Origin of the sequence: Streptomyces sp. NPDC006512, from assembly GCF_040611935.1 — a bacterium.
GTDB lineage: Bacteria > Actinomycetota > Actinomycetes > Streptomycetales > Streptomycetaceae > Streptomyces.
Genome location: NZ_JBEXPG010000008.1, coordinates 1 through 24,092 on the forward strand (window position 1 = coordinate 1; position 24,092 = coordinate 24,092).

Genomic DNA, 24,092 nt, shown 5'->3' on the forward strand with positions numbered 1-24,092 from the left:
CCCCTGGTCGAGGCCGGACACGTCTACCTGTCCCGCCCGCCGCTGTACAAGATCAAGTGGGGCCGCGACGACTTCGAGTACGCGTACTCGGACCGTGAGCGCGACGCCCTGGTCGAGCTCGGCAAGCAGAACGGCAAGCGGATCAAGGAAGACTCGATCCAGCGCTTCAAGGGTCTGGGCGAGATGAACGCCGAGGAGCTGCGCGTCACCACCATGGACGTCGACCACCGCGTGCTCGGCCAGGTCACCCTGGACGACGCGGCGCAGGCCGACGACCTGTTCTCGGTGCTGATGGGAGAGGACGTCGAGGCCCGGCGGTCCTTCATCCAGCGCAACGCCAAGGACGTTCGGTTCCTCGACATCTGAGTCGGTCTCCGCTGACCGCCTGAAAGGACTTCTGACCAGCAATGGCCGACGAAACCACCCCCACCGCAGAGAATCCCGCGGAGGAGCAGCCCGTGCTGCGGATCGAGCCCGTCGGGCTCGAGACGGAGATGCAGCGCTCCTACCTCGACTACGCGATGTCCGTCATCGTGTCCCGCGCCCTGCCCGACGTACGGGACGGCCTCAAGCCGGTCCACCGGCGCGTGCTGTACGCGATGTACGACGGCGGCTACCGGCCCGAGAAGGGCTTCTACAAGTGCGCCCGCGTCGTCGGCGACGTCATGGGCACCTACCACCCGCACGGCGACTCCTCGATCTACGACGCGCTGGTCCGCCTGGCCCAGCCGTGGTCGCTGCGCATGCCGCTGGTCGACAGCAACGGCAACTTCGGCTCCCCGGGCAACGACCCGGCGGCCGCGATGCGCTACACCGAGTGCAAGCTGATGCCGCTGGCCATGGAGATGCTCCGGGACATCGACGAGGAGACCGTCGACTTCACGGACAACTACGACGGCCGCAACCAGGAGCCGACCGTCCTGCCGGCGCGGTTCCCGAACCTGCTGGTCAACGGCTCCGCGGGCATCGCGGTCGGCATGGCGACCAACATCCCGCCGCACAACCTCCGCGAGGTCGCGGCCGGTGCCCAGTGGGCGCTGGAGCACCCGGAGGCCTCGCACGAGGAGCTCCAGGACGCGCTCATCGAGCGGATCAAGGGCCCGGACTTCCCCTCCGGCGCCTTGGTCGTGGGCCGCAAGGGCATCGAGGAGGCGTACCGCACCGGTCGCGGCTCCATCACGATGCGCGCGGTGGTGGAGGTCGAGGAGATCCAGAACCGCCAGTGCCTGGTGGTCACGGAGCTCCCGTACCAGACCAACCCCGACAACCTCGCGCAGAAGATCGCCGACCTGGTGAAGGACGGCAAGATCGGCGGCATCGCCGACGTCCGCGACGAGACCTCGTCCCGGACCGGCCAGCGCCTGGTGATCGTGCTCAAGCGCGACGCCGTCGCGAAGGTCGTGCTGAACAACCTGTACAAGCACACCGACCTCCAGTCGAACTTCAGCGCCAACATGCTGGCCCTGGTGGACGGCGTGCCGCGCACCCTGTCGATCGACGCCTTCATCCGCCACTGGGTGCAGCACCAGATCGAGGTCATCGTCCGGCGCACGCGCTTCCGCCTGCGCAAGGCGGAGGAGCGCGCCCACATCCTGCGCGGTCTGCTCAAGGCGCTGGACGCGATCGACGAGGTCATCGCCCTCATCCGGCGCAGCAACACCGTCGAGATCGCGCGCGAGGGCCTGATGGGCCTCCTGGAGATCGACGAGATCCAGGCCAACGCGATCCTCGAAATGCAGCTGCGCCGCCTGGCGGCCCTGGAGCGGCAGAAGATCGTCGCCGAGCACGACGAGCTCCAGGCGAAGATCAACGAGTACAACGCGATCCTGGCCTCCGAGGAGCGCCAGCGGCAGATCGTCAGCGAGGAACTGGCGGTCATCGTCGAGAAGTTCGGCGACGACCGGCGTTCCAAGCTGGTGCCCTTCGACGGCGACATGTCCATGGAGGACCTGATCGCCGAAGAGGACATCGTCGTCACGATCACCCACGGCGGCTACGTCAAGCGCACCAAGACCGAGGACTACCGCTCGCAGAAGCGCGGCGGCAAGGGCGTGCGCGGCACGAAGCTGAAGCAGGACGACCTGGTCGACCACTTCTTCGTCTCCACCACGCACCACTGGCTGCTGTTCTTCACGAACAAGGGCCGTGTCTACCGGTCCAAGGCGTACGAGCTGCCGGACGCCGGCCGCGACGCCCGCGGTCAGCACGTGGCGAACCTGCTGGCCTTCCAGCCGGACGAGAAGATCGCCCAGATCCTCGCGATCCGCGACTACGAGGCGGCGCCCTACCTGATCCTGGCCACCAAGGGCGGCCTGGTGAAGAAGACGGCGCTCAAGGACTACGACTCGCCCCGTTCGGGTGGTGTCATCGCGATCAACCTCCGGGAGACCGAGGGCGGCAGCGACGACGAGCTGATCGGCGCGGAGCTGGTGTCCGCCGAGGACGACCTGCTGCTCATCAGCAAGAAGGCGCAGTCGATCCGCTTCACGGCGACCGACGACGCGCTGCGCCCGATGGGCCGCGCGACCTCGGGCGTGAAGGGCATGAGCTTCCGCGAGGGCGACGAGCTGCTGTCGATGAGCGTGGTGCGGCCCGGTACGTTCGTCTTCACCGCGACCGACGGCGGCTACGCCAAGCGGACGCCGGTCGACGAGTACCGCGTCCAGGGCCGTGGTGGTCTGGGCATCAAGGCGGCGAAGATCGTCGAGGACCGCGGTTCGCTCGTCGGCGCGCTGGTGGTCGACGAAACGGACGAGATTCTCGCCATCACCCTCGGCGGTGGTGTGATTCGTACGCGAGTCAACGAAGTCAGGGAGACCGGCCGTGACACCATGGGCGTCCAGCTGATCAACCTGGGCAAGCGCGATGCCGTGGTGGGCATCGCACGTAACGCCGAGGCGGGTCAGGAAGCTGACGAGGCCGACGAGATCGAGTCAGAGATCGAGGCCGGGGCAGCCGAAGGACAGGCCGCCGAGGCCGCCGAGGGCACGGAGCCCTCGGCTGGGGAGCACGAGGAGTAAGCGTGAGTGGAGCCACGGGCGCCGGACCGGCCAAGACTGGAGCGAACGGTGCCCGTGGCCCCGCCGCGGACTCCCAGGGGGGAACCGTGACGGACACCCGAGAACCGAAGTCGAAGGCTCAGTCCAAGGCGCAGTCCAAGGCGCAGCCGAAGGCACCGGCCGCCGGCACCGGCCAGGACGCCCAGCCGTACCAGCCCCCGCAGGCTTACGCGGCGCCCTCGGGCCCGGGTGCGCAGCGGGGGGCCCGGCCGGGGGTCCGTACGGCACCGAGGACGCGCAAGGCGCGGCTGCGGGTCGCCAAGGCGGACCCGTGGTCGGTGATGAAGGTCAGCTTCCTGCTGTCGATCGCGCTGGGCGTGTGCACCGTCGTCGCGGCGGCGGTGCTGTGGATGGTCATGGACGCCATGGGCATCTTCTCGACGGTCGGCGGCACGATCAGCGAGGCCACCGGCTCGAACGAGAGCAACGGGTTCGACCTCCAGTCGTTCCTGTCGCTGCCGCGCGTACTGATCTTCACGTCGGTGATCGCGGTGATCGACGTGGTGCTGATGACGGCGCTCGCGACGCTGGGCTCGTTCATCTACAACCTGTCGGCGGGCTTCGTGGGCGGCGTGGAGCTCACGCTGGCCGAGGACGAATGACCCGCTGATCGACCCGCTGACTGACCTGCGGGGAAGCCCGCGGGGAGGCCCGCGGGAACGGATTTTGGCTCGACCCGCTCTGTGCGCTAATCTTCAGGAGTCAGCGCGCAGCGCGGATGGGGCTATAGCTCAGTTGGTTAGAGCGCATCCCTGATAAGGATGAGGCCACAGGTTCAAATCCTGTTAGCCCCACAGTGTCGAAGACCCCCAGGCCAAGGCCTGGGGGTCTTCGTCATTGGGCCAGTTGAGGGGTTCCCAGGTAACCGATCGGTATCGGTCGGTGTGTATTGTTGGCCGCCAGAAGTCCCCAACGTCAATGAAAGACGAGGTCGCGCGGTGAAGAAGCTGCTCCTGGTCGCACTGGCCGCCATCGGCGGGCTCCTCGTGTACCGCCAGATCCAGGCGGATCGCGCCGAGCAGGACCTGTGGACGGAGGCAACTGACTCCGTGCCCTCTGGTTCCGGTGTGTGAGACCCACGGTTGATCTCATGAGGCCCCGGCTGCCGCTGCTGCCGGGGCTTCGTGCTGTTCTGTGAAGAATTATTCCGGTATGCGAAGATTTGGCTTGCGTTAGCAAACTCGGGGTGGGCGTGATGGTGCGGGTGCGGAGGACGGTGCTGGCCGGGGCGGCGGTGCTCGGGTTGCTGGCCTGGCTGCCGGGAGCCGCGTACGCGGCCGGTCCCGGATCTGCGGCGCTGCCGGAGTACCGCACGGCGGACGGCGCCCGCCCGGTCGAGGGCAAGCCCTCCACGGCGGACGCCCCGCTGCTGGCGGCCGGGCAGTTCTACGAGGACACCCTCGCCCCCGGCGAACGCGTCTACCGGCTGGGCCTCGACGCCAACTCCACCGTGTACGTCTCCGCGGTGCTGCGCCCGCCCGCCGGGGCCAAGGTCGGCTACGGCGACGGCCTGGAGGTGGAGGTCATGACCGCCGCCGGCAAGGCCTGCCCCCACAACCCCGGCAAGGTCTCCTTCGGCTACGACGCCGTGCCCGTCGCGGCGGTCGGCTCCCGCCGGCTGGAGGAGGACTCCGACTGCCAGGCCGGGGGCACCTACTACGCGAAGCTCACCCGGACCGCGGCGAAGGACTCCGACCAGGCCGCGTGGCCGGTCGAGATCCGGCTCCAGCGCGAGCCGGCGCCCGCCGCAGGGAGCGCGCCGAGCGCCGCCGCCAGCGTCTGGCCCTCGGCCTCCCCGACCCTGCCCGGCACGGACCCGGTGGCCCGTACCGGCGGAACCGGCTTCAACGACGCCCGGGCCCTGGACTCCGGAGTGTGGCGCGACGACCTGAGGCCCGGGCAGACACGCTTCTACCGGGTACCGCTGGACTGGGGGCAGCAGCTCGGGATCGGCGCGGAGATCGCGGCGGCCAGGATGACGAAGCAGTACGGTTCCGCCTCCAACGGCCTCACCGTCTCGCTCTACACGCCCTACCGCGCCCTGGTGGAGTCCGAGGACACCTCGTACGACGGCAAGCAGGCGGCCGTCACCCTGCCGAAGACCGCGCCCGTGGCGTACGAGAACCGTTTCTCCGACGACACCGAGCAGCGGCCCGTACGGCTGGCCGGCTGGTACTACCTCGCAGTGACCCTGGGCGGGAAGGTCGGGGAGTTCACCGAGGACGCGACCCCGGTGCCGCTGACGCTGCGACTGGACGTGACCGGGAGCCCGGCCAAGGGGCCCGCGTATGCGGAGAGCCTCACCGAGGCCGGGTTCGGGGTCGGCGCCGCCGACCGGACCGCCGCGAAGGACGGGCTCACCGCCCCGGAGGCCGTCCGGGCGGAGGAATCCCGCTCGGTGATGCGGCTCGTGGCGGGAGCCGGCTTCGGGACGGGGACGGTACTGCTGCTCGTGCTCGGGGTCTGGATCCTGCTGGCCCGCAGGGGCACTAGGCCGCGGTCCCTCCGGCACTAGACCTGGGTCAGGGCCCAGACGCCGAGGGCGAAGCAGAGCAGGGCCGCCGTGAGGATCCCGGCGGTGACCTTCGACGGCGGCGGGGCGATGCGGCCCGGGCGGGCCGGGGCGGCGACCGGGTGCGGGGCGGTGAGCGGTTCGGGTACCGGGCCCGCGGGGACCGGGGGCGGCAGGTGGAAGCTGCCCGTTCCCGAGGGGTCGTAGACGGGCGGCGGCCCGAACCCCGCCGGGGCGGCGGGCGGGGGCGTGCCGCGCGGGTCGGTCCGGGTCGGTTCGCCCGCCGGGGTGCCCGCGGTCGGGGCCGTGGCCGGGGCCGTGGCGGGGGTCGTGGCGGGGCTCTGGGCGGCCGTGGGGCCCGTCGGGGGCCGGAAGGGCGTCGGGGGCGTCGCGGGGGCGTCCGGTGCGGTCTGCGGGCTTCTGGGGCCTTCGGGGGATCCGGGGGCTCCGGGGCCTTCGGCACGGGGAGCGCCCGCGGGGGCCAGGGGACCCTGGGGTCCGAAACCGGCGGGGAGCGGGCCGAGTTGGTCGAACACCTCCACCGGATCCAGGTCGGGGGCGGGCGCCGGCAGCAGCTCGACGGCCTCGGCGAGGGCCTTGCGGGCGCCCGTGGCGGTCCGGAAGCGGGCCTGGGGGTCGGGTTGCAGGAGGTTCGCGACGACGTCCCACAGCGGCGCGGGAACGCCCTCGGGGGCGTCCGGGGTGCCGTGGGCCAGGAAGTGCTCCACCAGGGCCTGGGAATCGGGCTTGCGGCCTTGCAGCAGGTACAGGGCGACCAGTCCGACCGCGAAGAGGTCGGCGGGGAAGTCGGGCTCTTCGCCCATCAGTTGTTCCGGGGCGAAGTAACCCGGCGTGCCGACCACGTAGTTCGTCTCGGTCAGCCGGGGCTCGCCCTTGCGCATCGAGATGCCGAAGTCGGACAGCCGCAGGTGCGGCCGCCCGGTTCCGGTGGCCTCCATCAGGATGTTGGCCGGTTTGATGTCGCGGTGGACGACGCCCTCCGCGTGCACCGCCGCCAGCCCCGACAGGAGCTGGTCGAGCAGCGCGCAGACGAACCGGGGCGGCAACGGGCCGTAGTCCCCGATCACATGGGCGAGGGACCCGCCGCCGACGAGGTCCATGGTGAACAGGACCTTGTCGTCGTCAGCCGCCCAGCTGGCGGGCGCCAGCACGTGCGGGTGGTCGATGCGCAGCGCCTGCTCGCGCACGAAGCGCAGCAGGGTGTGGGCGTCGCTCTGGAGCAGCACCTTCGCGGCGACGTAGCGGCGTCGCCGGTGGTCCCACGCGCGCCAGACGGCGCCCGCGCCGCCGCGTCCGATCGGGTCGATCAGTTCGTACCGACCGGCGAAGACCTCACCCATCGCTGTGCCCGTCCCCCGTCACCCTCGTGCGTCAGTTCTGGTGGGCCTCGTAGTGGGCCACCGCCTCCGCGGTGCGGCCCGCGCCGTACACCCGGAGGAACTCTGCCAGTTCCGGATGGCTCGGGGCGAGGGTGTCCGCCGCCTCGATGATGTCGCCCGCCGCGGAGACCGAGCGCAGCAGCGACTGGATCTCGCGGACGACGCGCTTGACGGTGGGCGCGCCCGAACCGGTCGCGGTCTGGCCGCTGTTGCTGAGGACGGATCCGCCCTGGGTGTTCTTGATCTCGTCCATCCGGTCGGTGGCCTCCGCCGCGCTGACGCTTCCGTCGGCCACCTGGCCCGCGAGGTCCTGGAGGGACTGGACCCGCTGGACCACGGCCGGGTTGCCGATCTTGGCGCGCTGGCCGCTCATCAGCTGGGACAGCATCGGCGCCGACAGCCCGAGGACGGCAGCGAGGCGGGCCTGGTTGAGACCGAGGTCATCTATGAGCCGTCGGAACAGCGCGCCGAGCGGCTCCCCGTACCAACTGCGCTGAAGTTCCCTGGCTCTGGCCGTGGCCTCTTGCTGTACTGCGTCCACTCTTACTACTCCCCTTCGCTGGTGCGAACCTCGCGAGCATCTTACGGAGCGTGGTCGCGGGACGGGAGTCCCTATCATTTTGCGGGATGAGGGGGTACACCGGGTACTCTGTCTTGCGGAACGTCCACTCCCTTCCGGGGGAGCGGCGCGTACCCCCGTACGGGGCCTTAGCTCAGTTGGTAGAGCGCTGCCTTTGCAAGGCAGATGTCAGGAGTTCGAATCTCCTAGGCTCCACAGATGAAAGGTCCCCTGACCTGCGGAAACGCCGGTCGGGGGACCTTTTTGCGTTGCCCGTGGCCGGGTGGCCGGGGCGGGCGGCGGGGCTCCGGTGGGGCTCCCCTCTGCGTGCGCGGGCCGGGTGGGGTGCGGCGGGTGCCCTGCCCGTGGCCGGGCGCCGGGCGGCGGCGGTCGAGGGTGAACGGGGAGTGGCTCGGGGGTGGCTCAAGGCACCTGGCGGCCAGACAGCAACCTGCCAGGGATTTCCCTTGGACCTGCGCCGGGCGCCGCGCAGTATTTCTCGTGCGGCGGGCGGAATTCGACCGAAGACGCCACTGCCGCCAAAGAACCAGTTCCACGGGGGAGTCGAAATGAAGTTTCTGGTACGAGCCGCTGCCGCCCTTTCCGCCGCTGTCGCCGTCGTCGCGCTGGGCGCCACCGCCGCGAACGCCGCCGGGGAAACCGCGGCCGCCCCGGCGGTCACCGTCACCTTGGAAAGCCTCAATTGGGACTGATGAATCCCCCCTGGAGACCCACAAACAGACAGAACGGCCGGGTGTGAGCGAAATGAACGTCTTGGTGTGCCGGTGGGACCGGGTGACCCTGGAAGCGCTGCTTGACCGCGGGGCCTCCGTGACGCTGGTCTTCGACGAATGGGAGGCCGCCAACCGGGCCATCGATCCGCGGCTGATCGCCCGGGTGGACCGGCACTACGTGATCCGCAGCTTCGACGCCCTCGACGAGATGGCGCAGCTGGCCGTGGAGATCCGGTCCACCGGGGTCAAGATCGACCGGGTGCTCAGCCTCTCCGAGTTCAGCCAGTTCAGCGCCGCCTACCTGGCCACCCTGCTCGGTCTGGAGCAGCCCGCCATCGAGAAGTCCGTCCTGATGCGGGACAAGCGGGCCATGAAGGAGCGCGCCGCGCAGGCCGGGATCGCCTGCGCCCGCTACGTGTCGCTGACCACGGCGGACGTCGAGGGTTCGGTGCGCCGCGTCGAGGAGGAGCTCGGCTTCCCGGTCATCGTGAAGCCGGCCGCCGGCCTCGGTTCGGTGGACACCTCCAAGGTCACCGGCCCCGAGGAGCTCGCCGCGATCCTGCGCCGGGCCGGTCAGGAGACCGTCGCGCAGTTCCTCCTCGCGGAGGAGCCGATCGACGGGGACGAGTACCACGTCGACGCGATCTGGGAGAACGGCCGGGCGCAGATCCTGGGCGTCAGCCGCTACCTGCGGCCCCGCATGCTCGTCGAGACGCCGGGCCGCGACAACGGCTCGATGCTGCTGCCGCGCGACGCCGAGGCCGCGCTGTACGCCGAGGTCGAGGAGCTGCACGAGCGGATCAACGCCGCCTTCGGGATCACCGACGACATCACCCACCTGGAGATCTTCCGCCGGGCCGACGGCCGGCTCTGGTTCTCCGAGATCGCGACCCGCTTCGCGGGCGGTGCGATCCCCGAGAGCTTCGGGCCGCTGGGCGCCGACCTGCGGCAGCTGTGGGTCGAGGCCATCATGGGCGCCGGGCGCGAGCCGCTGGCGCTCCAGGAGCCGCCGTACCCGTACGTCGGCTGGATCAACCTGGCGCCGGCCGAGGCGGGGACCATCCTGAAGGACCCCACCGACGAGCAGATCAAGGCCTTCCCCTACGTCCTGGACATCATCCGGTCCCGGTCGGTCGGCTTCGGGATCGGCGAGCTGCACCCCTCCGTGTGGTGCCTGCTGCTGGTCATCGGCGCGGACGACGAAGCGCAGTTCCGGGCGCGGGCCGCAGAGTTGGAGGCCGCGCTGCTGCCCCTGTACGAGATGGGCGGTACGTCGTGACGGCACTGGCCGAGGCCCCTGCGGCGGGCGCGGCGAAGCTGGGCTTCGGGGCGCGGTTCACCGCGCACATGGTGCTCGCACGGTGGAGCGCCGGGCAGGGGTGGACGGCGCCGGAGCTGGCGCCGCACCGGCCGCTGGAACTGTCGCCCGCCGCCATGGCCCTGCACTACGGGCAGGCGATCTTCGAGGGGCTCAAGGCGTACCCGCGTCCCGACGGGCCGCCGGCGCTGTTCCGGCCGGGCGTCAACGCGGAGCGCTTCAACCGCAGCGCGCACCGCCTGGCGATGCCGGAGCTGCCGGTGGAGCTGTTCACCGAGGCGTGCGAGATGGTGGTGCGGGCCGACGTGGCGGAGGTGCCGACGGGGCCCGGCCAGAGCCTGTACCTGCGGCCCTTCATGGTCGCGGTGGAGCCCAGCCTGGGGGTGCGGCCCGCGCAGGAGTACCTGTTCGCGGTCATCGCCTCGCCGGTCGACTACTTCTTCGCCGACGGCTACCAGGCCATCGACGTGTGGTGTCCGCCGGACCAGATCCGGGCGGCGCCCGGCGGTACCGGGGCGGCCAAGTGCGCCGGCAACTACGCGGCGAGCCTTTCGGCGAAGGCCCAGGCGCTGGCCAACGGCTGCCACGAGGTGCTGTGGCTGGACGCGCAGGAACACCGCTTCGTCGAGGAGCTCGGCGCGATGAACTTCTTCGGGGTCACCCGGGACGCGTCGGGTGCTCCGCTGCTGGTCACCCCGGGGCTCTCCGGCACGATCCTGGCGGGCAACACCCGCGGCAGCCTCATCGAACTGGCCGCCTCCCTCGGGATCCGTACCGAGCAGCGCCAGGTGGAGCTGGCCGAACTGACCTCCGGGGACGGGCGGATCAGCGAGGCGTTCGCCTGCGGTACGGCGGCTTCCGTGGTGCCGATCGGAGCCGTGACCACCGCGGCGGGCCGCTCCGTGATCGGGGACGGGCTGCCGGGCGAGGTCACCACGCGGCTGCGCGACGCCCTGGCCGCCGTGCAGTACGGGCAGAGCCCGGACACCTTTGGCTGGATGCATTCGGTCCTGCCGAAAACAGACGCATAGCGAAAGCATGACGAAGGCCGTTGCCCCCGGAATCCTCCGGGGGCAACGGCCTTTATGCATGCCCTTGTTGCGGGGCCCCGCGGAGCGCCGGGCAGGAGAATGCCAGGCAGGCTCGCGCCAGCGGAAAGTGCTGATTCGGCGGCGCCGAACGGACAGGATGGAACCACCGAATCCCAGCAGGCCCGGGGGAATTGCCGCGGTGAGATCTCGACTCCCGCAGGCGCCGGCCTGCTTCTGCCTCGGGCGCGAACCGCGCCACTTCCAAAGGGGAAAACATTGGCTACGCCCACGTACACGCACGGTGGATGGCGTCCGTCCGCCGACCGATTCCTGGAGATCGTCGACCAGCCGCTGTACCGCACGCTGGTCGACCTCCAGGACCTCGTGACCGTGCAGACGGCCGTCTTCTGGAGCGAGCGCGGGGTCAAGTCCGTCCACCTGCCCATCACCACCAACAGCATCTCCAGCCCGATGGGCCTGGGCAGTGACTCGCTGCCGGTCGAGATCGACCTGTTCGGCCAGCGCACCTTCCTCGCCGACTCGATGCAGTTCATGCTGGAGTACGGCTGCCGGCTGAGCCCCACGGGCAGCTGGTACCTGATGCCGAGCTTCCGCGGCGAGGACTGCGACGAGACCCACCTCAACCAGTTCTTCCACAGCGAGGCCGAGCTCCCCGGCGGGCTCGACGCCTGCATCGCGGCGGTCGACGACTACATGCGCGCGCTCGCCAAGGCGGTCCTCGACCGCTACGCGGACGACGTGCGCGCCATCGCCGGCACGACCGAGCACCTGGAGCAGATGGCCGCCCTGGGCTCCTTCCCGCGCATCACCTTCGAGGAGGCCGTGGCCCACCTGGGCGACGACCCGGAGGCGGTGGAGGACCACGGCGGCTGGCGCACCCTGTCCCGGCACGGCGAGCGCCGCCTGATGCAGGAGATCAGCCCGATCCTGTGGGTCACGCACTACGACCACCTGTCGGTGCCCTTCTACCAGGCGTACGGCGACGCGGAGGGCAAGACCGCCCTCAACGGCGACCTGCTGTTCGGCATCGGCGAGACCGTCGGCTGCGGCGAGCGCCACGTCGACGGCGAGCAGGCCCGCAAGGCCCTGGCCCACCACCAGGTGCCCGAGGAGGACTACGACTGGTACGTCCGCATGAAGGACGCCCGTCCGCAGCACACCTCCGGTTTCGGCCTCGGCATCGAGCGCTGGCTGATGTGGGTCCTGCAGCAGAAGGACATCCGCGAGCTCCAGCTGGCGCCGCGCCTGAACGGGGTCACCGTGACCCCGTGACGCTCATCGCCGGGCCCCGCACACCGGGGCCCGGCGAGCCGTCACCACCCCGCCACCCCGACGAGGCCGCGCCGAAGGCGCTCACGGTGCCTCCCCCCGCCCTGCCGCACCACCCGACCCACTGGACACACCATGCCCTTGCACACCGGCGCCCCCGAGGCGGCGGCCGAGACCGCGCTGGTCCGGCGCGAGTACGGCCCCGCAGGCCACTACATCCTGAGCGGCGCGGCGCTGGAGCGGCTGCGGGAGTCGCAGCGGCTCGTCGAACGCCTGCTGGGCGAGGTGTCCGTACGCCGGACCCACCTGCCGGTCCTCGTTCCCCCGGTGCTGGTGTCCCCCGTGGCGGCCCTGCTCCGGCCCGGACTGCGCCGCACCGCGCTGACCACGCACGACTCCGAGCGCCCCAAGGGCTGGTACCCGACCGCCGGACTCTGCCTGCGCGGGCTCCCGCTCGTCGCCAAGCAGCGCTTCAGCTGGCGGGAACTGCCGGTGGGCTACTGGACGGGCGGCCCCGCCGTCGCCCCGGTCGCGGACGCCGGACCCGACGCCGAGGACCTGGTGTGCGCGGACGGGCTGCTGGCCCAGCCGCAGGAGCGGCGGACCGAACTCGCCCCGGTCGTCGACGAGATCCTCCAGGAGCTGGGCGTCCCCGCCCGGCCCGCCGTCGAACCCTGGGCACTGGAAGGCGAGGACGCGCTGGTCTGGCGGCACGAGGGCCGCGTGACCGCCTCGGTGCAGGACCTGCCCGCCGAGGCCGCCAAGCGCTACGGCGCCTGCTACATGGACACGGACAACCGGCTCCAGCCGCTGGCCGTCTCCTTCTTCCACATCAGCCAGTACGCGCTGCTGCGCGGGACGGAGGACGCGCGGTGACCGCCACCTGGGCCGGGGACGCCGCCGCACTGCAGCGCTCCCACATCATCAACGCCAAGTACCCGGTGTCCGGGGCGAGCGGGTGGCTCCCCCACGGCTACGCGCTCTGCTCGAACGTCGTCGACGCCTTCCGCACCTTCTTCGCCTCCGGCGGCTACGGCGAACTCGGCCTGCCCTCCGCCGTTCCGCTCGCCTCCCTGGAGCGCCAGGCCGGCTCCATCAAGAGCTTCCTCGACCGGGTCTACCTGCTGCGCGGCCCCGACGACGACACCGAACCCGTCGCGCTCGCCTCCACCATCGAGGCGCAGATCTCCACCGTCATGGCCGCCTGGCTCCGCGAGGGCCGGCAGGCGCCGTTCCGGGTCACCTCGGTGCGCACCGTCGGCCGGCACGAGGGCCACGGCATGCGCCCGCTGTGGATGGAACGGTTCGTCTGGCCCTTCTTCGAGGCGCAGGCCGCCTACACGGGTGACGGCTCGGCGGACACGGCCTTCATGCTGCACGGACCCGGCGGGGTCGCCGCCGCCCTCGGGCTCCCCACCGTCGCCGTCGAACGGCTCAAGGAGCCCGGCGCGACGGGGGCGTACGCCGACCGGCGGCACGAGCTGGTCACCCTGCTGCCCGACGGCACCTCCACCACGCTGACCTCCGTCTACGAGCTCGGCACCCGCTTCAGCGAGACCTTCGGCGTGCGCGACGCCGACGGGGTCCCGCTGTCCATGCTCAACTTCGGCTTCTCGGCCCGCCTCGTACTGGCCCTGCTCGTCCACGCGCACACCGACCCGGACAAGCCGGTGCACCACCCCGCGATCGCCCCCGTCCAGGTGGCCGTCGTACCCGCCGTGACCGAGGGCGCCGAACGGGCCGCGGAACTCGCCGCGCGGCTCGTGGCCGGCGGGATCCGCGCCGAGGTCTTCGACGACCACCGCGGCTACCGGGCCCGGGCCGCGCGGGCGCGGACGCACGGGGCCCCTCTCTACCTCACGGTGGAAGGGCCCGAGCGGGGCGGGGAACTCCTGCTCGGGGAGGACGCCGGGCAAGGGGAGGCCGTCCGGCCCGACGGACTGCCCGCGCTGGCCGGGGTACGGCTCAAGGCCCTCGGGGAGCGGCTCGCGCTGACCCGGGCCGCCGGGCACCGGGCCAGGATCACCGACCTCGACGCGTTCCCGGCGCGGACGGACCTCGACGGCCTGCCGGGCGCGGCCCGCGTCCCGCTGTGCCACGCCGACGACTGCGCCCGCGCGGCCCTCGGCCAGGACGTCCTCGACGTGATCGGCCGGCCCACCGGCGAGAACGGCGTCGTCCACGACCCCGACGCCGCACCCGCCCGCCCCTGCGCGCACTGCGCCCGCCCGACCGGCTCGTCGGTGCTGCTGGGACGCAAGTTCCGCGGCGAGAAGTGACCGCAGGAGACGGAGAGATGAACCGCTTCACCGAGGAGACCCTCACCACCGCGCGGCTCGTGCTGCGCCCCTTCGCCGAGCGGGACGTGCCCGCCGTCCGGGCCGCCTGCGACGACCCGACGACCCAGCGGTGGCTGCCCCTGCCGAGCCCCTACACCGAGGCGCACGCCCGCTGGTGGTGCACCGAGGGCGCCCCGGCCTCCCTGGCCGGGGGCGACGGCATCCAGTTCGCCGCCGAGGACGCGCAGACCGGCGAACTCGTCGGCTGCTTCGGCCTCAAGTCCACCAACTGGACCGAGCTGACCTGCGAGATCGGCTACTGGACCGTGCCCGCCGCACGCGGCCGCGGCTTCGCGCCCGAAGCCGTCGGCGCCGTGGCCGCCTGGGCCCTGACCTCGACCCCGGTCCGCCGGATCACCCTGCTCGCCGCCACCGGGAACACCGCCTCCCAGCGCGTCGCGCTCAAGGCCGGCTTCACCCGCGAGGGCGTGCTGCGCGGGGCCGGCACCACGCACTCCGGCCGCGTGGACCACGTCGTGTACGGGCTCATCCCCGGAGACCTGCCGCTGCCGCAGGCGGCGCGGGGCCCCGCGCCCGTCGTCGGGGAGGACGTACGGGAGCGGGTGCGGGCGCAGCTCACCGCCGCGGCCGGGGGCACGGACGGGGCCGCGGGCGGTCTCGCGGGCGGTTTTGCGCTGGTCAGCGCGCACGAGCACACCGGCGCCGAACTCATCTTCCACAGCGAGGAGTCCCAGCACACCTACCGGCAGTCCGTCACGGAGCTGATGGAGCTGCTCACCACGCTCGGCCGGGACCTGCTGCCGGAGCCGCCCTCGGCCGTCGGCGCGCTCGTCCTGCCGATGCCCTACTACCGGCGGTTCAAGCCGGAGGGCACCCAGGTCGACCCCGACACCTGCAGCCGCGTCATCCGGCACCGGAACCTGGAACTCCTCGACGACTGCGCCCGTTTCCGCAAGGACAACCCGCCGGCCGCGGGGCTGCCGATGACCGCCCTCATGGCCGACCCCTTCCGCGACGCCGACGCCTTCGCCGCCGACTACGAGGGCCGCCTCGGCGAGGTGTTCGCCCTCAAGTGGCACCCGCCGGCCGCCGAGACCCCGATCGCCGAGTACGTCGCGCGCGGTTACCTCGACCTGGCCGCCCGCTGGGACGTGCCGACCGTCCTGCACTGCTCGCCCGAGGGCCGCCTCGGCGACCTCGCCGAGATCCGCGCCGACGCCGTCCCCGCCGCCGTCCGGGCCGGCGCCCGGATCAGCCTCGCCCACCTCGGGTTCAACAACCCCGGGCTCACGGAGGTCCTGGAGCAGCCCGGCGTGTACGCCGACCTCGGCCCGTGGGAAGCGGTCTGCGAGCGGACCGTCGGCGACCCCGGTCCCGTCGATTCCGACGCCCGGCTCGCCGCCCTGATCGCGGACTGCGGCCCCCGCCTGATGTTCTCCCTCGACACCCCCTGGCACCTCCAGCCCTGGGACGACGGGCGCGTGCTCGGCGCCGGGACCTCCGAGGCCGTACGGCGCATCCTCGGCTCCCTCGGCCTGAGCGGCGCCGACGAGCGGGCCCTCCTCGCGGGCAACGCCCTGCGCTACCTGTTCGGCACGGCATGAGCGCCGGCCACGGGCTGCCCGTCACCACCGCCCCGCCCGCGCTCGCGCCCGGCGCCGTCGTGGGAGTGGCCGCCACCAGCGCCTACGCCGCCGGCCGGTTCCCCCGGCGCACCCTGCGCGCCTTCGCCGCGCTGGAGCGGGAGCTGGACTGCACGGTGCGGTTCGCCCCCGAGGGCCGGTACGCCGGTTCGATCGCCGGCACCGGCCGCGAACGGGCCCGCGCGCTCCTCGACCTGTACGCGGACCCCGAGGTCGGCGCGGTGTTCACGACCATCGGCGGCAACAACTCCAACGACCTCCTCGAACACCTCGACGAGCTCGCCGGGCTGCCCCCGAAGATCCTGGTCGGCTACAGCGACAACACGGCCCTGCTCCTCGGCTGCCAGGCCCTCACCGGCACCACCGTCTTCTACGGCCCCGCCCTGCTGCCCCAGTTCGGCGAATGGCCGCGCCCCTACGCGGAGACCACCGGGCACCTGCGCGACACCCTCCGGGGCGGCGCCGGCGGGGACTGGCCGCTGCCGGACTGGTGGACCCAGCCCCACGGGGACTGGGCGAGCGCCGACCAGGAGGAGCGGCCCCGCCACCCGGGCAGCCCGTACGTCCTGCGCCCCGGCACCGCCGAGGGCGTCCTGTTCGGCGGCAACGTGCCCACCCTCGGCTTCCTCGCCGGGACCCGCTGGCTGCGCCCCCCGGACGCGCCGACCGTGCTGTGCCTGGAGGGCACCGCGGACGGGGCGGCCGTACCGGCGTTCCAGCGCAGCCTGACGCAGCTGCGCCACCTCGGCATCGCCGAGCGGGCCGCCGCCGTGCTCGTCGGGCGCACCCCGGGAGGCCCGTACGGCCCGGAGCACACGGAGGCGCTGCACCGGATCCTGCTCGACGCGTTCCCGGGCGACGTACCGATCGTGCTGGACCTGCCCTTCGGGCACACCGACCCGATGCTCACCGTCCCGCTGGGCGCGGCCGCGCGCGTGGAGGCGCACGAGGGGCGCCTTCCCGTCGTGCGCGTGCCCCGGCCGGTGGTCGCGCCGGTACCCGCTTCCACCACGGAGAAGGAGGGTCCGACGTGTCCCTGATGAAGGATCTGCGCGCCCTGCCGCGTCCCGCCAGGACTCTGCTCGCGCTGGGCGCCGTCAACAACATCGGCTCGGGCCTCGTCCTGCCGTTCCTCGTCGTCTACATCCACCAGATCAACGGACTGGGCCTGGCCACCGCCATGCACGCGGTGTCGGTCACCTCCGTCGCCGTCATCCTGGGCGGGCTGCACGCGGGCCGGCTCGCCGACCGCATCGGCGCCCGGCGCGCGGCCGCCGCGCACATGCTGCTCAGCGCCGTCGGCGTGGCCGGGTACGCCGTCGCCTCCGAGGCCTGGCAGTTCCTCCTCGCCGCGCTGGTGTGGGGGCTCGGCCTCGGGGGTTCCTCGGCGTGGAACACGCTGCTCGCCGGGTCGGTGCCGCCGGAGTCCCACCCGGTGGTCTTCGGCTCCAGCTTCACCCTGGCCAACGCGGCCATGGGCATCGGCGGCCTGCTGGGCGGGGCGCTCGCGACCGTCGCGCACCCGATGTCGTTCCGCCTGCTGTACGGGGCGGACGCGCTCAGCTACCTCGGGATCGCCGTCGCGATGTTCCTGCTGCGCGGGCTGGACGCGGCCGAACCGCCGAAGCCGGCACCGGGGCAGGACGGCGCCAAGGGCGCCGGCTACCGGCAGGTGTTCGCGAACGGCCCGTTCCTGCTGGTCATGGGGCTGGGCACGGCCCTGTACTTCGCCTCGTACGGGCAGCTGGAGGCGGGCCTGCCCGCCTTCGTGCTGACCAGCACCGACGTGGACTCGGGCGGCCTCGCGGTGCTCTTCGCCGTGAACACGGCGGGCGTCATCGGGGCGCAGCTGGTGCTGCACGAGCTGATCAAGCGCTGGAGGCACACCCGGACCGTGGCCCTGGCCGGTGCGGCCTGGGCCGCGAACTGGGTGCTCGTCCTGTGCGCGCTCGCCGTGGACGGCCGGGGCCCGCAGCTCGCCGTGCTGATCGCGGGGATGGTGCTGTTCGCCGTCGCCGAGACCCTGTACGCGGCCGGGATGCCCTCGCTGGTGAACTCGCTGGCCGCGCCGGAACTGCGCGGGCGCTTCAACGCCGCCTACGGGTCCGCCACTTCGGTGGGCTTCGTGACGGGGCCGCTGGCCGCCGGAGTCCTGGTGGCCGGTGGCGCGGGCGCGGGCTTCGTCGCCGGCCTGGCGGTGCTGTGCGCGCTGGTCCCGGTGGCGCTGCTGGCGTCGACCGGCCTGCTCGGGCGGGCCGCGACGGCCGTGACCGGGGCCCGGGCGGGCGAATCCGGCGGGTCCGACGGTGCTGCCGGTGCCGACGGTGCTGCCGGGTCCGCTGAAACCGTCGGGTCCGGCGCGTCCGGCGCGTCCGGCGCGTCCGGCGCGTCCGACGGGTCCGCCTCGCGCGCCGCCGAAGCGGGTCAGGAGGCCGTCCGTGCCTGAGCGGCCCACCCACGAGTCGACCAGAGGAGTCGTCATGCTGTCCTCCCGCCAACTCCCCTCCGAACTGCGGTGGTTCAAGGGCGCGGAACCCGCCGACGCCGTCACGCTCGCCTACCTCGCGACCGGCGGCGCCGACCGGACCGACCCGGACCGGCTCGCCGCCGCCCTCACCGCCCTCGCCGCCCGGCACCCCGCGCTGCGCGGGCCCCGGCCGCCGCAGGGCGTCACCGTGCACGCCACCCCCGGCGAGGGCTGGGACGCCGTCGGCCGGGCGCTGGCCGCCGCCGAGTCCCGGGCGGGACGTCCCTTCGACCTCGGCGACGGGCCGCTGCTGCGGGCGGAGCTGTACCGCTGGACGCAGGGCGCGCTGCTCGTCGTACAGGTGCACCGCTCCGCCGTCGACGGGCCCTCGCTGCCGCTCCTGGAGGCCGAACTGGAGCGCCTGTACGGGGCCGGCCCGGAGGCGGGGCCGCTCCCGGCCCCCGTACCGGACGGCCTGCCGGGCACCCTCCCGGCCGCCGCGCCGGACCCCGACGGGGCGGACGCCCTGCGCGCCGCCTGGGCCGTCCAGCTCGCCGGGGCCGTACCGCAGGCCCGGCCCGTCGCGGCCGCCGGTGCGGCGGCGTCCGGGCCCGCGCAGTTGCGGCTGTCGCTGGCGCGGCCGGTCCTCGACGGGCTCCTGGTCCGGGCCGGCGACGCCACCGTGACGCCCGCTCTGGCCCTGCTCGCGGTGTACGGGCTGGCGCTGGCCCGCTTCACCGGGCAGCGGGACCTCTGCGTCGGCCTGCCGGTGCCCGCCCGCCACGAACCCGGCCGATGGGCGGTGATCGGCCCCCTCGCGGACCTGGTCCCCGTACGCGTCCGGACCGACGGCGCCGACGCCGTGGCGGACTTCCGCTCCGTACTCGGCTCCGCCGCGTTCGCCCTGCGCCACCAGCGCCTCGGCTACGAGGAGATCCGTGCCTGCGGCCCCGCCGCTCCCGGCCCCCTGCTCCGCACCGTCTTCTCCGACTGGCCGCGCTGCGCCTCGCGCACGCTCGACCTGGACGGCGCCGTCTTCGCCCCCGCCCGCCTCACCGCGCGGACCAGCCCCTTCGACCTCACCGCGGAGACCGTCGACCCCGGCCACGCCGACGGCCGGCTCTACCTCGACCTCACCGCCGATCCGGACGTCCTCGACGGCGGCGCGCTGCGCGCACTGGGCGACGTACTCGGCCGGACCGCCCACGAACTCGCCGGGCTCGACACACCCGCTCAGGAGGTGCCCTAGATGACCACGACCACCGCGGCGCCGGCCCCCGCCGACGTACCCGCCGCCGCTGCCGTCCCCGCCTTCGACGCCGAGGAGATCCTCTCCGCCGAGGTGGCCCTCGACCCGGCGGCCTTCTTCGCCCGGCTGCGCGCCCACGAGCCCGTCCACTGGAACCCGCCGACCCGCAGCTGGTACGTCACCCGGCACGCGGACGTCGAGGCGCTGCTGATGGAGAGCGCCCTCGGGGCCCGCGACAAGACGGAGATGCTCGCCTCGATGACCGAGGACATGCGGGCCGCCTTCGCCCCCGTCGAGGAGTTCCTCGGCAAGTGGCTGGTCTTCGCCGACCCGCCCTACCAGCTCAAGGCCCGCAAGGCCCTCCAGCGGGCGTTCACCCCGCGCAGCCTCGCGCCCTTCACCGAGACCGTCCAGGCCGCCGCCGAGGCGGCCGCCGCCGCCCTGCGACCCGGCGAGGGCGACCTGTTCCAACAGGTGGCGCGCCCGTACGCGCTCACCGCCATCTGCGCCTTCCTCGGCATCGACGACGCCGAACGGGCCGACGTACTGCGCTGGTCGGACGCCCTCATCGGCTACCTCAGCATGCCCGTCCTGGAGAAGGAGACGGCGCTGGCCGCGGGCCGGGCGGTCCGCGAGCTCACCGCCTACGTCACGGGCACGGTCCTGCCGCGCGGCTCCGGACCGATGGCCGCCCTCCTCGGCGGGCTGTACGCGGACGGCTCCCTCGACGACCGGGAGGTCACGGCCCTCTTCGCGCAGCTGCTCACCGGCGGCGCCGAACCGGTCGCCACCGCCGTCGCCGTGGGCATGGCCGCCCTCCTCGCCGACCCCGGGCAGCACCGGGCGCTGCGCACGGGCGAGGTCCCGTACGCGGCCGCCGTGGAGGAGGCCCTGCGCTACTCCTCGCCGTTCCACTTCGCCCCGCGCACCGCCCTGCGGGACTTCGAGTACGCCGGGCACCGGATCGCCAAGGGGCAGCGGGTGGTCCTGGTCCTCGCCGCCGCCGACCGGGACCCCGAGGTGTTCGAGGACCCCGACCGCTTCGACGTCCGGCGGACCGGCGGACGGCACGTCGCCTTCGGCCGCGGCGGCCACTTCTGCCTCGGCGCGGCCCTGGCCCGGATGGAGGTCGAGGCGATGTTCCGGGCCCTCGACGAACGCCACCCGGGTCTGCGCGGCGGCACTCCGGCCCTGGTGCGCGAGCCCGCCTTCGGGGTCACCTCCGTGTCCGCGATCCCCTGCCTGGTCTGACCCGCCCGCCCCGCCCGTCCCCTTCGCATCCGCAGTTCCGTACCGAGGTGATCCCGTGCACTCCCAGCAGATCCGTTCCACCTTCCTCGACTTCTTCACCGGCCGCGGCCACGAGCTCGTCCGCTCCAGTCCGCTCGTCCCCGACGATCCGACGCTGCTCCTGGCCAACGCGGGCATGAACCAGTTCAAGCCCTACTACCTGGGGGAGACCCCGGCGCCGTTCCCGCGCGCCGTCTCGGTCCAGAAGTGCGCCCGCACCTCCGACATCGAGAACGTCGGCCGGACCGCCCGGCACGGCACGTTCTTCGAGATGCTCGGCAACTTCTCCTTCGGCGACTACTTCAAGTCCGACACCATCGCGTACGCGTATGAGCTGGTCACCAAGGGCTTCGGACTCGACCCCGAGAAGCTGTGGGCGACCGTCTACCTCGACGACGACGAGTCGATCCGCGTCTGGGAGCAGGTCGGCATCCCCGCGTCGCGAATCCAGCGGCTCGGCAAAGAGGACAACTTCTGGTCGATGGGCGTGCCCGGACCCTGCGGCCCCAACTCGGAGCTGTACTACGACCGCGGCCCCGCCTTCGGCCCCGAGGGCGGCCCGGCCGTCAACGACGAGCGCTACATGGAGATCTGGAACCTGGTCTTCATGCAGTTCGGCCGGGGTGAGGGCGAGGGCAAGACCGACTACCCGATCCTCGGCGAGCTGCCGATGAAGGGCATCGACACCGGCATGGGCCTGGAGCGGCTCGCGGTGATCCTCCAGGACGTCGAGAACGTCTGCCAGACCGACCTGCTGGCCCCGACCCTGGCCACGGTCCAGGAACTGGCGGGCCGCGGCTACCCGGGCAGCGGCGCCGAGAAGGTCTCCTTCCAGGTGGTCACCGAGCACGCCCGCGCCATGGCCTTCCTCATCGCGGACGGGGTCCTGCCCTCCAACGAGGGCCGCGGCTACATCCTGCGCCGGCTGATGCGCCGCGCCGTGCGGCACGGCCGGCTGCTCGGCATCGAGGGCCCGCTGCTGCCCGCCGTGACCGGCAGCGTCATCGCCAACCTCGGCACCGCCTGGCCCGAACTGACCGAGCACGCAGGTCTGATCGAGCAGATCGTGCACTCCGAGGAGGAGTCCTTCGGCCGGACCCTGCGCCAGGGCGCCAAGCTGCTGGACGCGGCCGTGCGGCGTGCCAAGGACCAGCGGTCCGGCACCCTGTCGGGGGAGACCGCCTTCGAACTCCACGACACCTTCGGCTTCCCCGTCGAACTGACCCTGGAGACCGCGCACGACGCGGGCCTGGAGGTCGACGAGGACCGTTTCGCCGCGCTCCTCGCCGCCCAGCAGCAGCGCGCCAAGAGCGGCGGCAAGGCGAAGACGGCCGCCGCCCTGCGCCGCCAGGACGCCTACCGCGACCTCGTGGCCCGGCACGGCCGCACCGACTTCCTCGGCTACGAGCGCCTGACCGCCGAGAGCACCGTCCTCGCCCTGCTCGACGAGGGCACCCCGGTGGCGGCGGCGGGCGCCGGCCGGCAGGTCGAACTGGTCCTGGCCGCTACCCCGTTCTACGCCGAGGGCGGCGGCCAGGTCGGCGACACCGGCCTGCTGCACACCGCGGACGGCGCCGTCCTGGAGATCACCGACACCCGGCGCGGACTGCCCGGCTTCCACGTCCACACGGCCCGGGTCACCGCGGGCGAGATCCGTACGGGCGACACCGCCGAGGCCGTCGTCGACGCCCGGCGGCGGGCCGCCGTGGCCCGCTCGCACTCCGCCACGCACGTCCTGCACGCGGTGGTGCGCGAGCTCCTCGGCAATCACGCCGCGCAGCACGGCTCGCTCGTCGACGACGGCCGCCTGCGCTTCGACTTCGTGCACTTCTCCGCGCTCTCGGCGGGCCAGCTCGGCGAGCTGGAGGCCCGGGTCAACGAGCGGCTCCTGGCCGACCCGGAGGTCCGGGTCTGGTACGCGGACCGGGCGGAGGCCGAACAGGCCGGTGCGCTGGCCCTGTTCGGGGAGAAGTACGAGGAGACGGTGCGCATCGTCGACATCGGCAACTTCTCGCGCGAGCTGTGCGGCGGCACGCACGTGGCGCACGGCTCCCAGGTCGGCGCCCTGCGCATCGCGGGCGAGTCCTCGGTCGGCGCCAACCTGCGCCGCATCGAGGCCTGGACGGGACACGAGGCGCTGCTCTCCGCCGACCGCGAACGCGCCCTGCTGCGCGAGCTGTCGGGGCTGCTGGGCGCCCGCCCCGAGGATGCGGTGGAGGCCCTGCGCAAGCGGCTCGACCTGCTGGCCAACGCGCAGGCCGACGTGGAGCGGATGCGCAGCGCCGAGCTGTCGGCGATCGCCGCCGGTCTCGCCGAGAAGGCCGAGGCCATGCCGGGCGGCATGCTGGTCGCGACCCGGGTGGACGGGGTCGACGCGCAGGAGCTGCGGCAGCTGGCCTCCACCGTCGCCGTACGCCTGGCCTCCGGGGTCGGGGTCGTCGTCCTCGGCACCCCGCACGAGGGCAAGGCCCTGCTGGCCTCGGCCGTGGGTAGCCGGCTGCGCGAACAGGGCATCGAGGCCCGCGAGGTGCTCGCCGAGGCGGCCGCCGTCATCGGCGGCGGCGCGGGCGGCAAGGGCGCGCTCGCCAGCGCCGGAGGCCGGCACGCCGAGAAGCTGGGCGACGCCCTGTCGCTGGCCCGGGCCTCCGCCGCGACGGTCCTGGGCCGGAGCGCGCGGTGACGGCGCTCGGGCTCCGGGCCCGGCCGCTGTCCGAGGGGGCGGTCCTGCGGGCCGCCGCCCCGGCGGGCGCCCTGGACGTGCACCCGATGCTGGCGGCGCTGTTCCGGGCCTCGGGGGCGCGGCACCGGTTCATCGCGCACGCCCCGGAGGGCCGTACGGACGCGGCGAGCCTGCTGCGCGGACATCCGCTGGCGCAGGCCGCCAAGTCCATCGTGCTGCGCGTCGCCTACGGCAAGCGGCGGCGCCGCTACGTCCTCGCCGTGGTGCCGGGCGACCGGCGGGTGGACCTCGCCGCCGTCGCCGACCTGATGGGCGGCACGGAGGCGTCGTTCGCCGTACGGGAGGTCGCGGAGCGGCTGACCGGCTGCGTCAGCGGGTCCATCGCCCCGTTCGCGCTGGGCGCGGCCGCGGCCGAGCTGGAGGTGCTGGTCGACGAGGAACTGACCGGGCATCCGGCGCTCTACTTCAACACCGGGCGGCTGGACATGTCCGTGGAGCTGGCGGTGTCCGACTACCTGACGCTGGCCCGGCCGGCGGTGGCACGGATCGCGCAGCGGTGA

Annotated in this window: 19 protein-coding genes, 2 tRNA genes and 1 pseudogene; 20 read left to right on the forward strand and 2 right to left on the reverse strand. The window is 73.1% G+C overall.

All coding sequences use genetic code 11. The features are described 5' to 3' along the window. The 6 genes and pseudogenes from ABZZ17_RS08045 to ABZZ17_RS08070 form a co-directional block, all read left to right on the forward strand. A pseudogene (locus ABZZ17_RS08045) lies at positions 1 to 366 on the forward strand (DNA topoisomerase IV subunit B); the annotation flags it as partial. Positions 367 to 407: 41 nt separating this feature from the next. Further along, positions 408 to 3,020 carry a DNA gyrase subunit A gene (gene gyrA, locus ABZZ17_RS08050; protein WP_356873266.1) on the forward strand — a complete coding sequence of 871 codons (2,613 nt, stop codon included), beginning with the start codon at positions 408 to 410 and terminating at the stop codon, positions 3,018 to 3,020. A 2-nt stretch (positions 3,021 to 3,022) separates the two neighbouring features. Continuing rightward, complete coding sequence (locus tag ABZZ17_RS08055) at positions 3,023 to 3,661, forward strand: DUF3566 domain-containing protein (protein WP_356873267.1); 639 nt, start codon at positions 3,023 to 3,025, stop codon at positions 3,659 to 3,661. Between the two features lie 118 nt (positions 3,662 to 3,779). Then, a tRNA-Ile gene (locus tag ABZZ17_RS08060) sits at positions 3,780 to 3,853 on the forward strand. A gap of 144 nt (positions 3,854 to 3,997) precedes the next feature. Further along, complete coding sequence (locus tag ABZZ17_RS08065; RefSeq protein WP_208809277.1) at positions 3,998 to 4,132, forward strand: DLW-39 family protein; 135 nt, start codon at positions 3,998 to 4,000, stop codon at positions 4,130 to 4,132. Positions 4,133 to 4,254: 122 nt separating this feature from the next. Beyond that, the gene (locus ABZZ17_RS08070; protein WP_356873571.1) at positions 4,255 to 5,574 is read left to right on the forward strand and encodes a hypothetical protein; all 1,320 of its coding nucleotides are present in this window, start codon (positions 4,255 to 4,257) and stop codon (positions 5,572 to 5,574) included. Here ABZZ17_RS08070 and ABZZ17_RS08075 read toward each other — a convergent pair. Both ABZZ17_RS08075 and ABZZ17_RS08080 read right to left on the reverse strand, forming a co-directional pair. Further along, positions 5,571 to 6,932: a serine/threonine-protein kinase gene (locus ABZZ17_RS08075; protein WP_356873269.1), complete on the reverse strand. Its 1,362-nt coding sequence runs from the start codon at positions 6,930 to 6,932 to the stop codon at positions 5,571 to 5,573. The genes ABZZ17_RS08070 and ABZZ17_RS08075 overlap by 4 nt on opposite strands. A gap of 31 nt (positions 6,933 to 6,963) precedes the next feature. Then, the gene (locus ABZZ17_RS08080; RefSeq protein ID WP_356873271.1) at positions 6,964 to 7,512 is read right to left on the reverse strand and encodes a DNA-binding protein; all 549 of its coding nucleotides are present in this window, start codon (positions 7,510 to 7,512) and stop codon (positions 6,964 to 6,966) included. Positions 7,513 to 7,673: 161 nt separating this feature from the next. Here ABZZ17_RS08080 and ABZZ17_RS08085 point away from each other — a divergent pair. The 14 genes from ABZZ17_RS08085 to ABZZ17_RS08150 all read left to right on the forward strand — a co-directional run bounded on the left by ABZZ17_RS08085 (position 7,674) and on the right by ABZZ17_RS08150 (position 24,092). Beyond that, positions 7,674 to 7,746, forward strand: a tRNA-Ala gene (locus ABZZ17_RS08085). A 251-nt stretch (positions 7,747 to 7,997) separates the two neighbouring features. Then, a complete protein-coding gene (locus tag ABZZ17_RS08090; RefSeq protein ID WP_356873273.1) occupies positions 7,998 to 8,243 on the forward strand; it encodes a hypothetical protein in 246 nt (81 codons plus the stop codon). Positions 8,244 to 8,295: 52 nt separating this feature from the next. Continuing rightward, on the forward strand, positions 8,296 to 9,543 hold the full coding sequence (locus tag ABZZ17_RS08095; protein WP_356873275.1) for an ATP-grasp domain-containing protein: 1,248 nt from the start codon (positions 8,296 to 8,298) through the stop codon (positions 9,541 to 9,543). Continuing rightward, a complete protein-coding gene (locus tag ABZZ17_RS08100; protein WP_356873277.1) occupies positions 9,540 to 10,613 on the forward strand; it encodes a branched-chain amino acid aminotransferase in 1,074 nt (357 codons plus the stop codon). The genes ABZZ17_RS08095 and ABZZ17_RS08100 overlap by 4 nt, the downstream gene beginning before the upstream one ends. A gap of 276 nt (positions 10,614 to 10,889) precedes the next feature. Beyond that, a complete protein-coding gene (locus tag ABZZ17_RS08105; RefSeq protein ID WP_356873279.1) occupies positions 10,890 to 11,906 on the forward strand; it encodes an amino acid--tRNA ligase-related protein in 1,017 nt (338 codons plus the stop codon). A gap of 132 nt (positions 11,907 to 12,038) precedes the next feature. Continuing rightward, on the forward strand, positions 12,039 to 12,779 hold the full coding sequence (locus ABZZ17_RS08110) for a hypothetical protein (RefSeq protein ID WP_356873281.1): 741 nt from the start codon (positions 12,039 to 12,041) through the stop codon (positions 12,777 to 12,779). Beyond that, entirely contained in the window at positions 12,776 to 14,182 is a 1,407-nt protein-coding gene (locus ABZZ17_RS08115) for a His/Gly/Thr/Pro-type tRNA ligase C-terminal domain-containing protein (protein ID WP_356873283.1), read from the forward strand. The genes ABZZ17_RS08110 and ABZZ17_RS08115 overlap by 4 nt, the downstream gene beginning before the upstream one ends. Positions 14,183 to 14,199: 17 nt before the next feature. Next, positions 14,200 to 15,807 carry a GNAT family protein gene (locus ABZZ17_RS08120; protein ID WP_356873285.1) on the forward strand — a complete coding sequence of 536 codons (1,608 nt, stop codon included), beginning with the start codon at positions 14,200 to 14,202 and terminating at the stop codon, positions 15,805 to 15,807. After that, the gene (locus ABZZ17_RS08125) at positions 15,804 to 16,886 is read left to right on the forward strand and encodes a S66 peptidase family protein (protein ID WP_356873287.1); all 1,083 of its coding nucleotides are present in this window, start codon (positions 15,804 to 15,806) and stop codon (positions 16,884 to 16,886) included. The genes ABZZ17_RS08120 and ABZZ17_RS08125 overlap by 4 nt, the downstream gene beginning before the upstream one ends. Continuing rightward, positions 16,886 to 18,292, forward strand: coding sequence for an MFS transporter (locus tag ABZZ17_RS08130; protein WP_356873573.1), 1,407 nt, complete (start codon positions 16,886 to 16,888; stop codon positions 18,290 to 18,292). Before ABZZ17_RS08125 ends, ABZZ17_RS08130 begins: the two co-directional genes overlap by 1 nt. Then, positions 18,285 to 19,562 carry a condensation domain-containing protein gene (locus ABZZ17_RS08135; protein ID WP_356873289.1) on the forward strand — a complete coding sequence of 426 codons (1,278 nt, stop codon included), beginning with the start codon at positions 18,285 to 18,287 and terminating at the stop codon, positions 19,560 to 19,562. The genes ABZZ17_RS08130 and ABZZ17_RS08135 overlap by 8 nt, the downstream gene beginning before the upstream one ends. Then, entirely contained in the window at positions 19,563 to 20,813 is a 1,251-nt protein-coding gene (locus ABZZ17_RS08140; RefSeq protein ID WP_356873291.1) for a cytochrome P450, read from the forward strand. 55 nt (positions 20,814 to 20,868) lie between these two features. Further along, the gene (gene alaS, locus ABZZ17_RS08145; protein ID WP_356873293.1) at positions 20,869 to 23,532 is read left to right on the forward strand and encodes an alanine--tRNA ligase; all 2,664 of its coding nucleotides are present in this window, start codon (positions 20,869 to 20,871) and stop codon (positions 23,530 to 23,532) included. After that, a complete protein-coding gene (locus ABZZ17_RS08150) occupies positions 23,529 to 24,092 on the forward strand; it encodes a YbaK/EbsC family protein (RefSeq protein WP_356873295.1) in 564 nt (187 codons plus the stop codon). The genes alaS and ABZZ17_RS08150 overlap by 4 nt, the downstream gene beginning before the upstream one ends.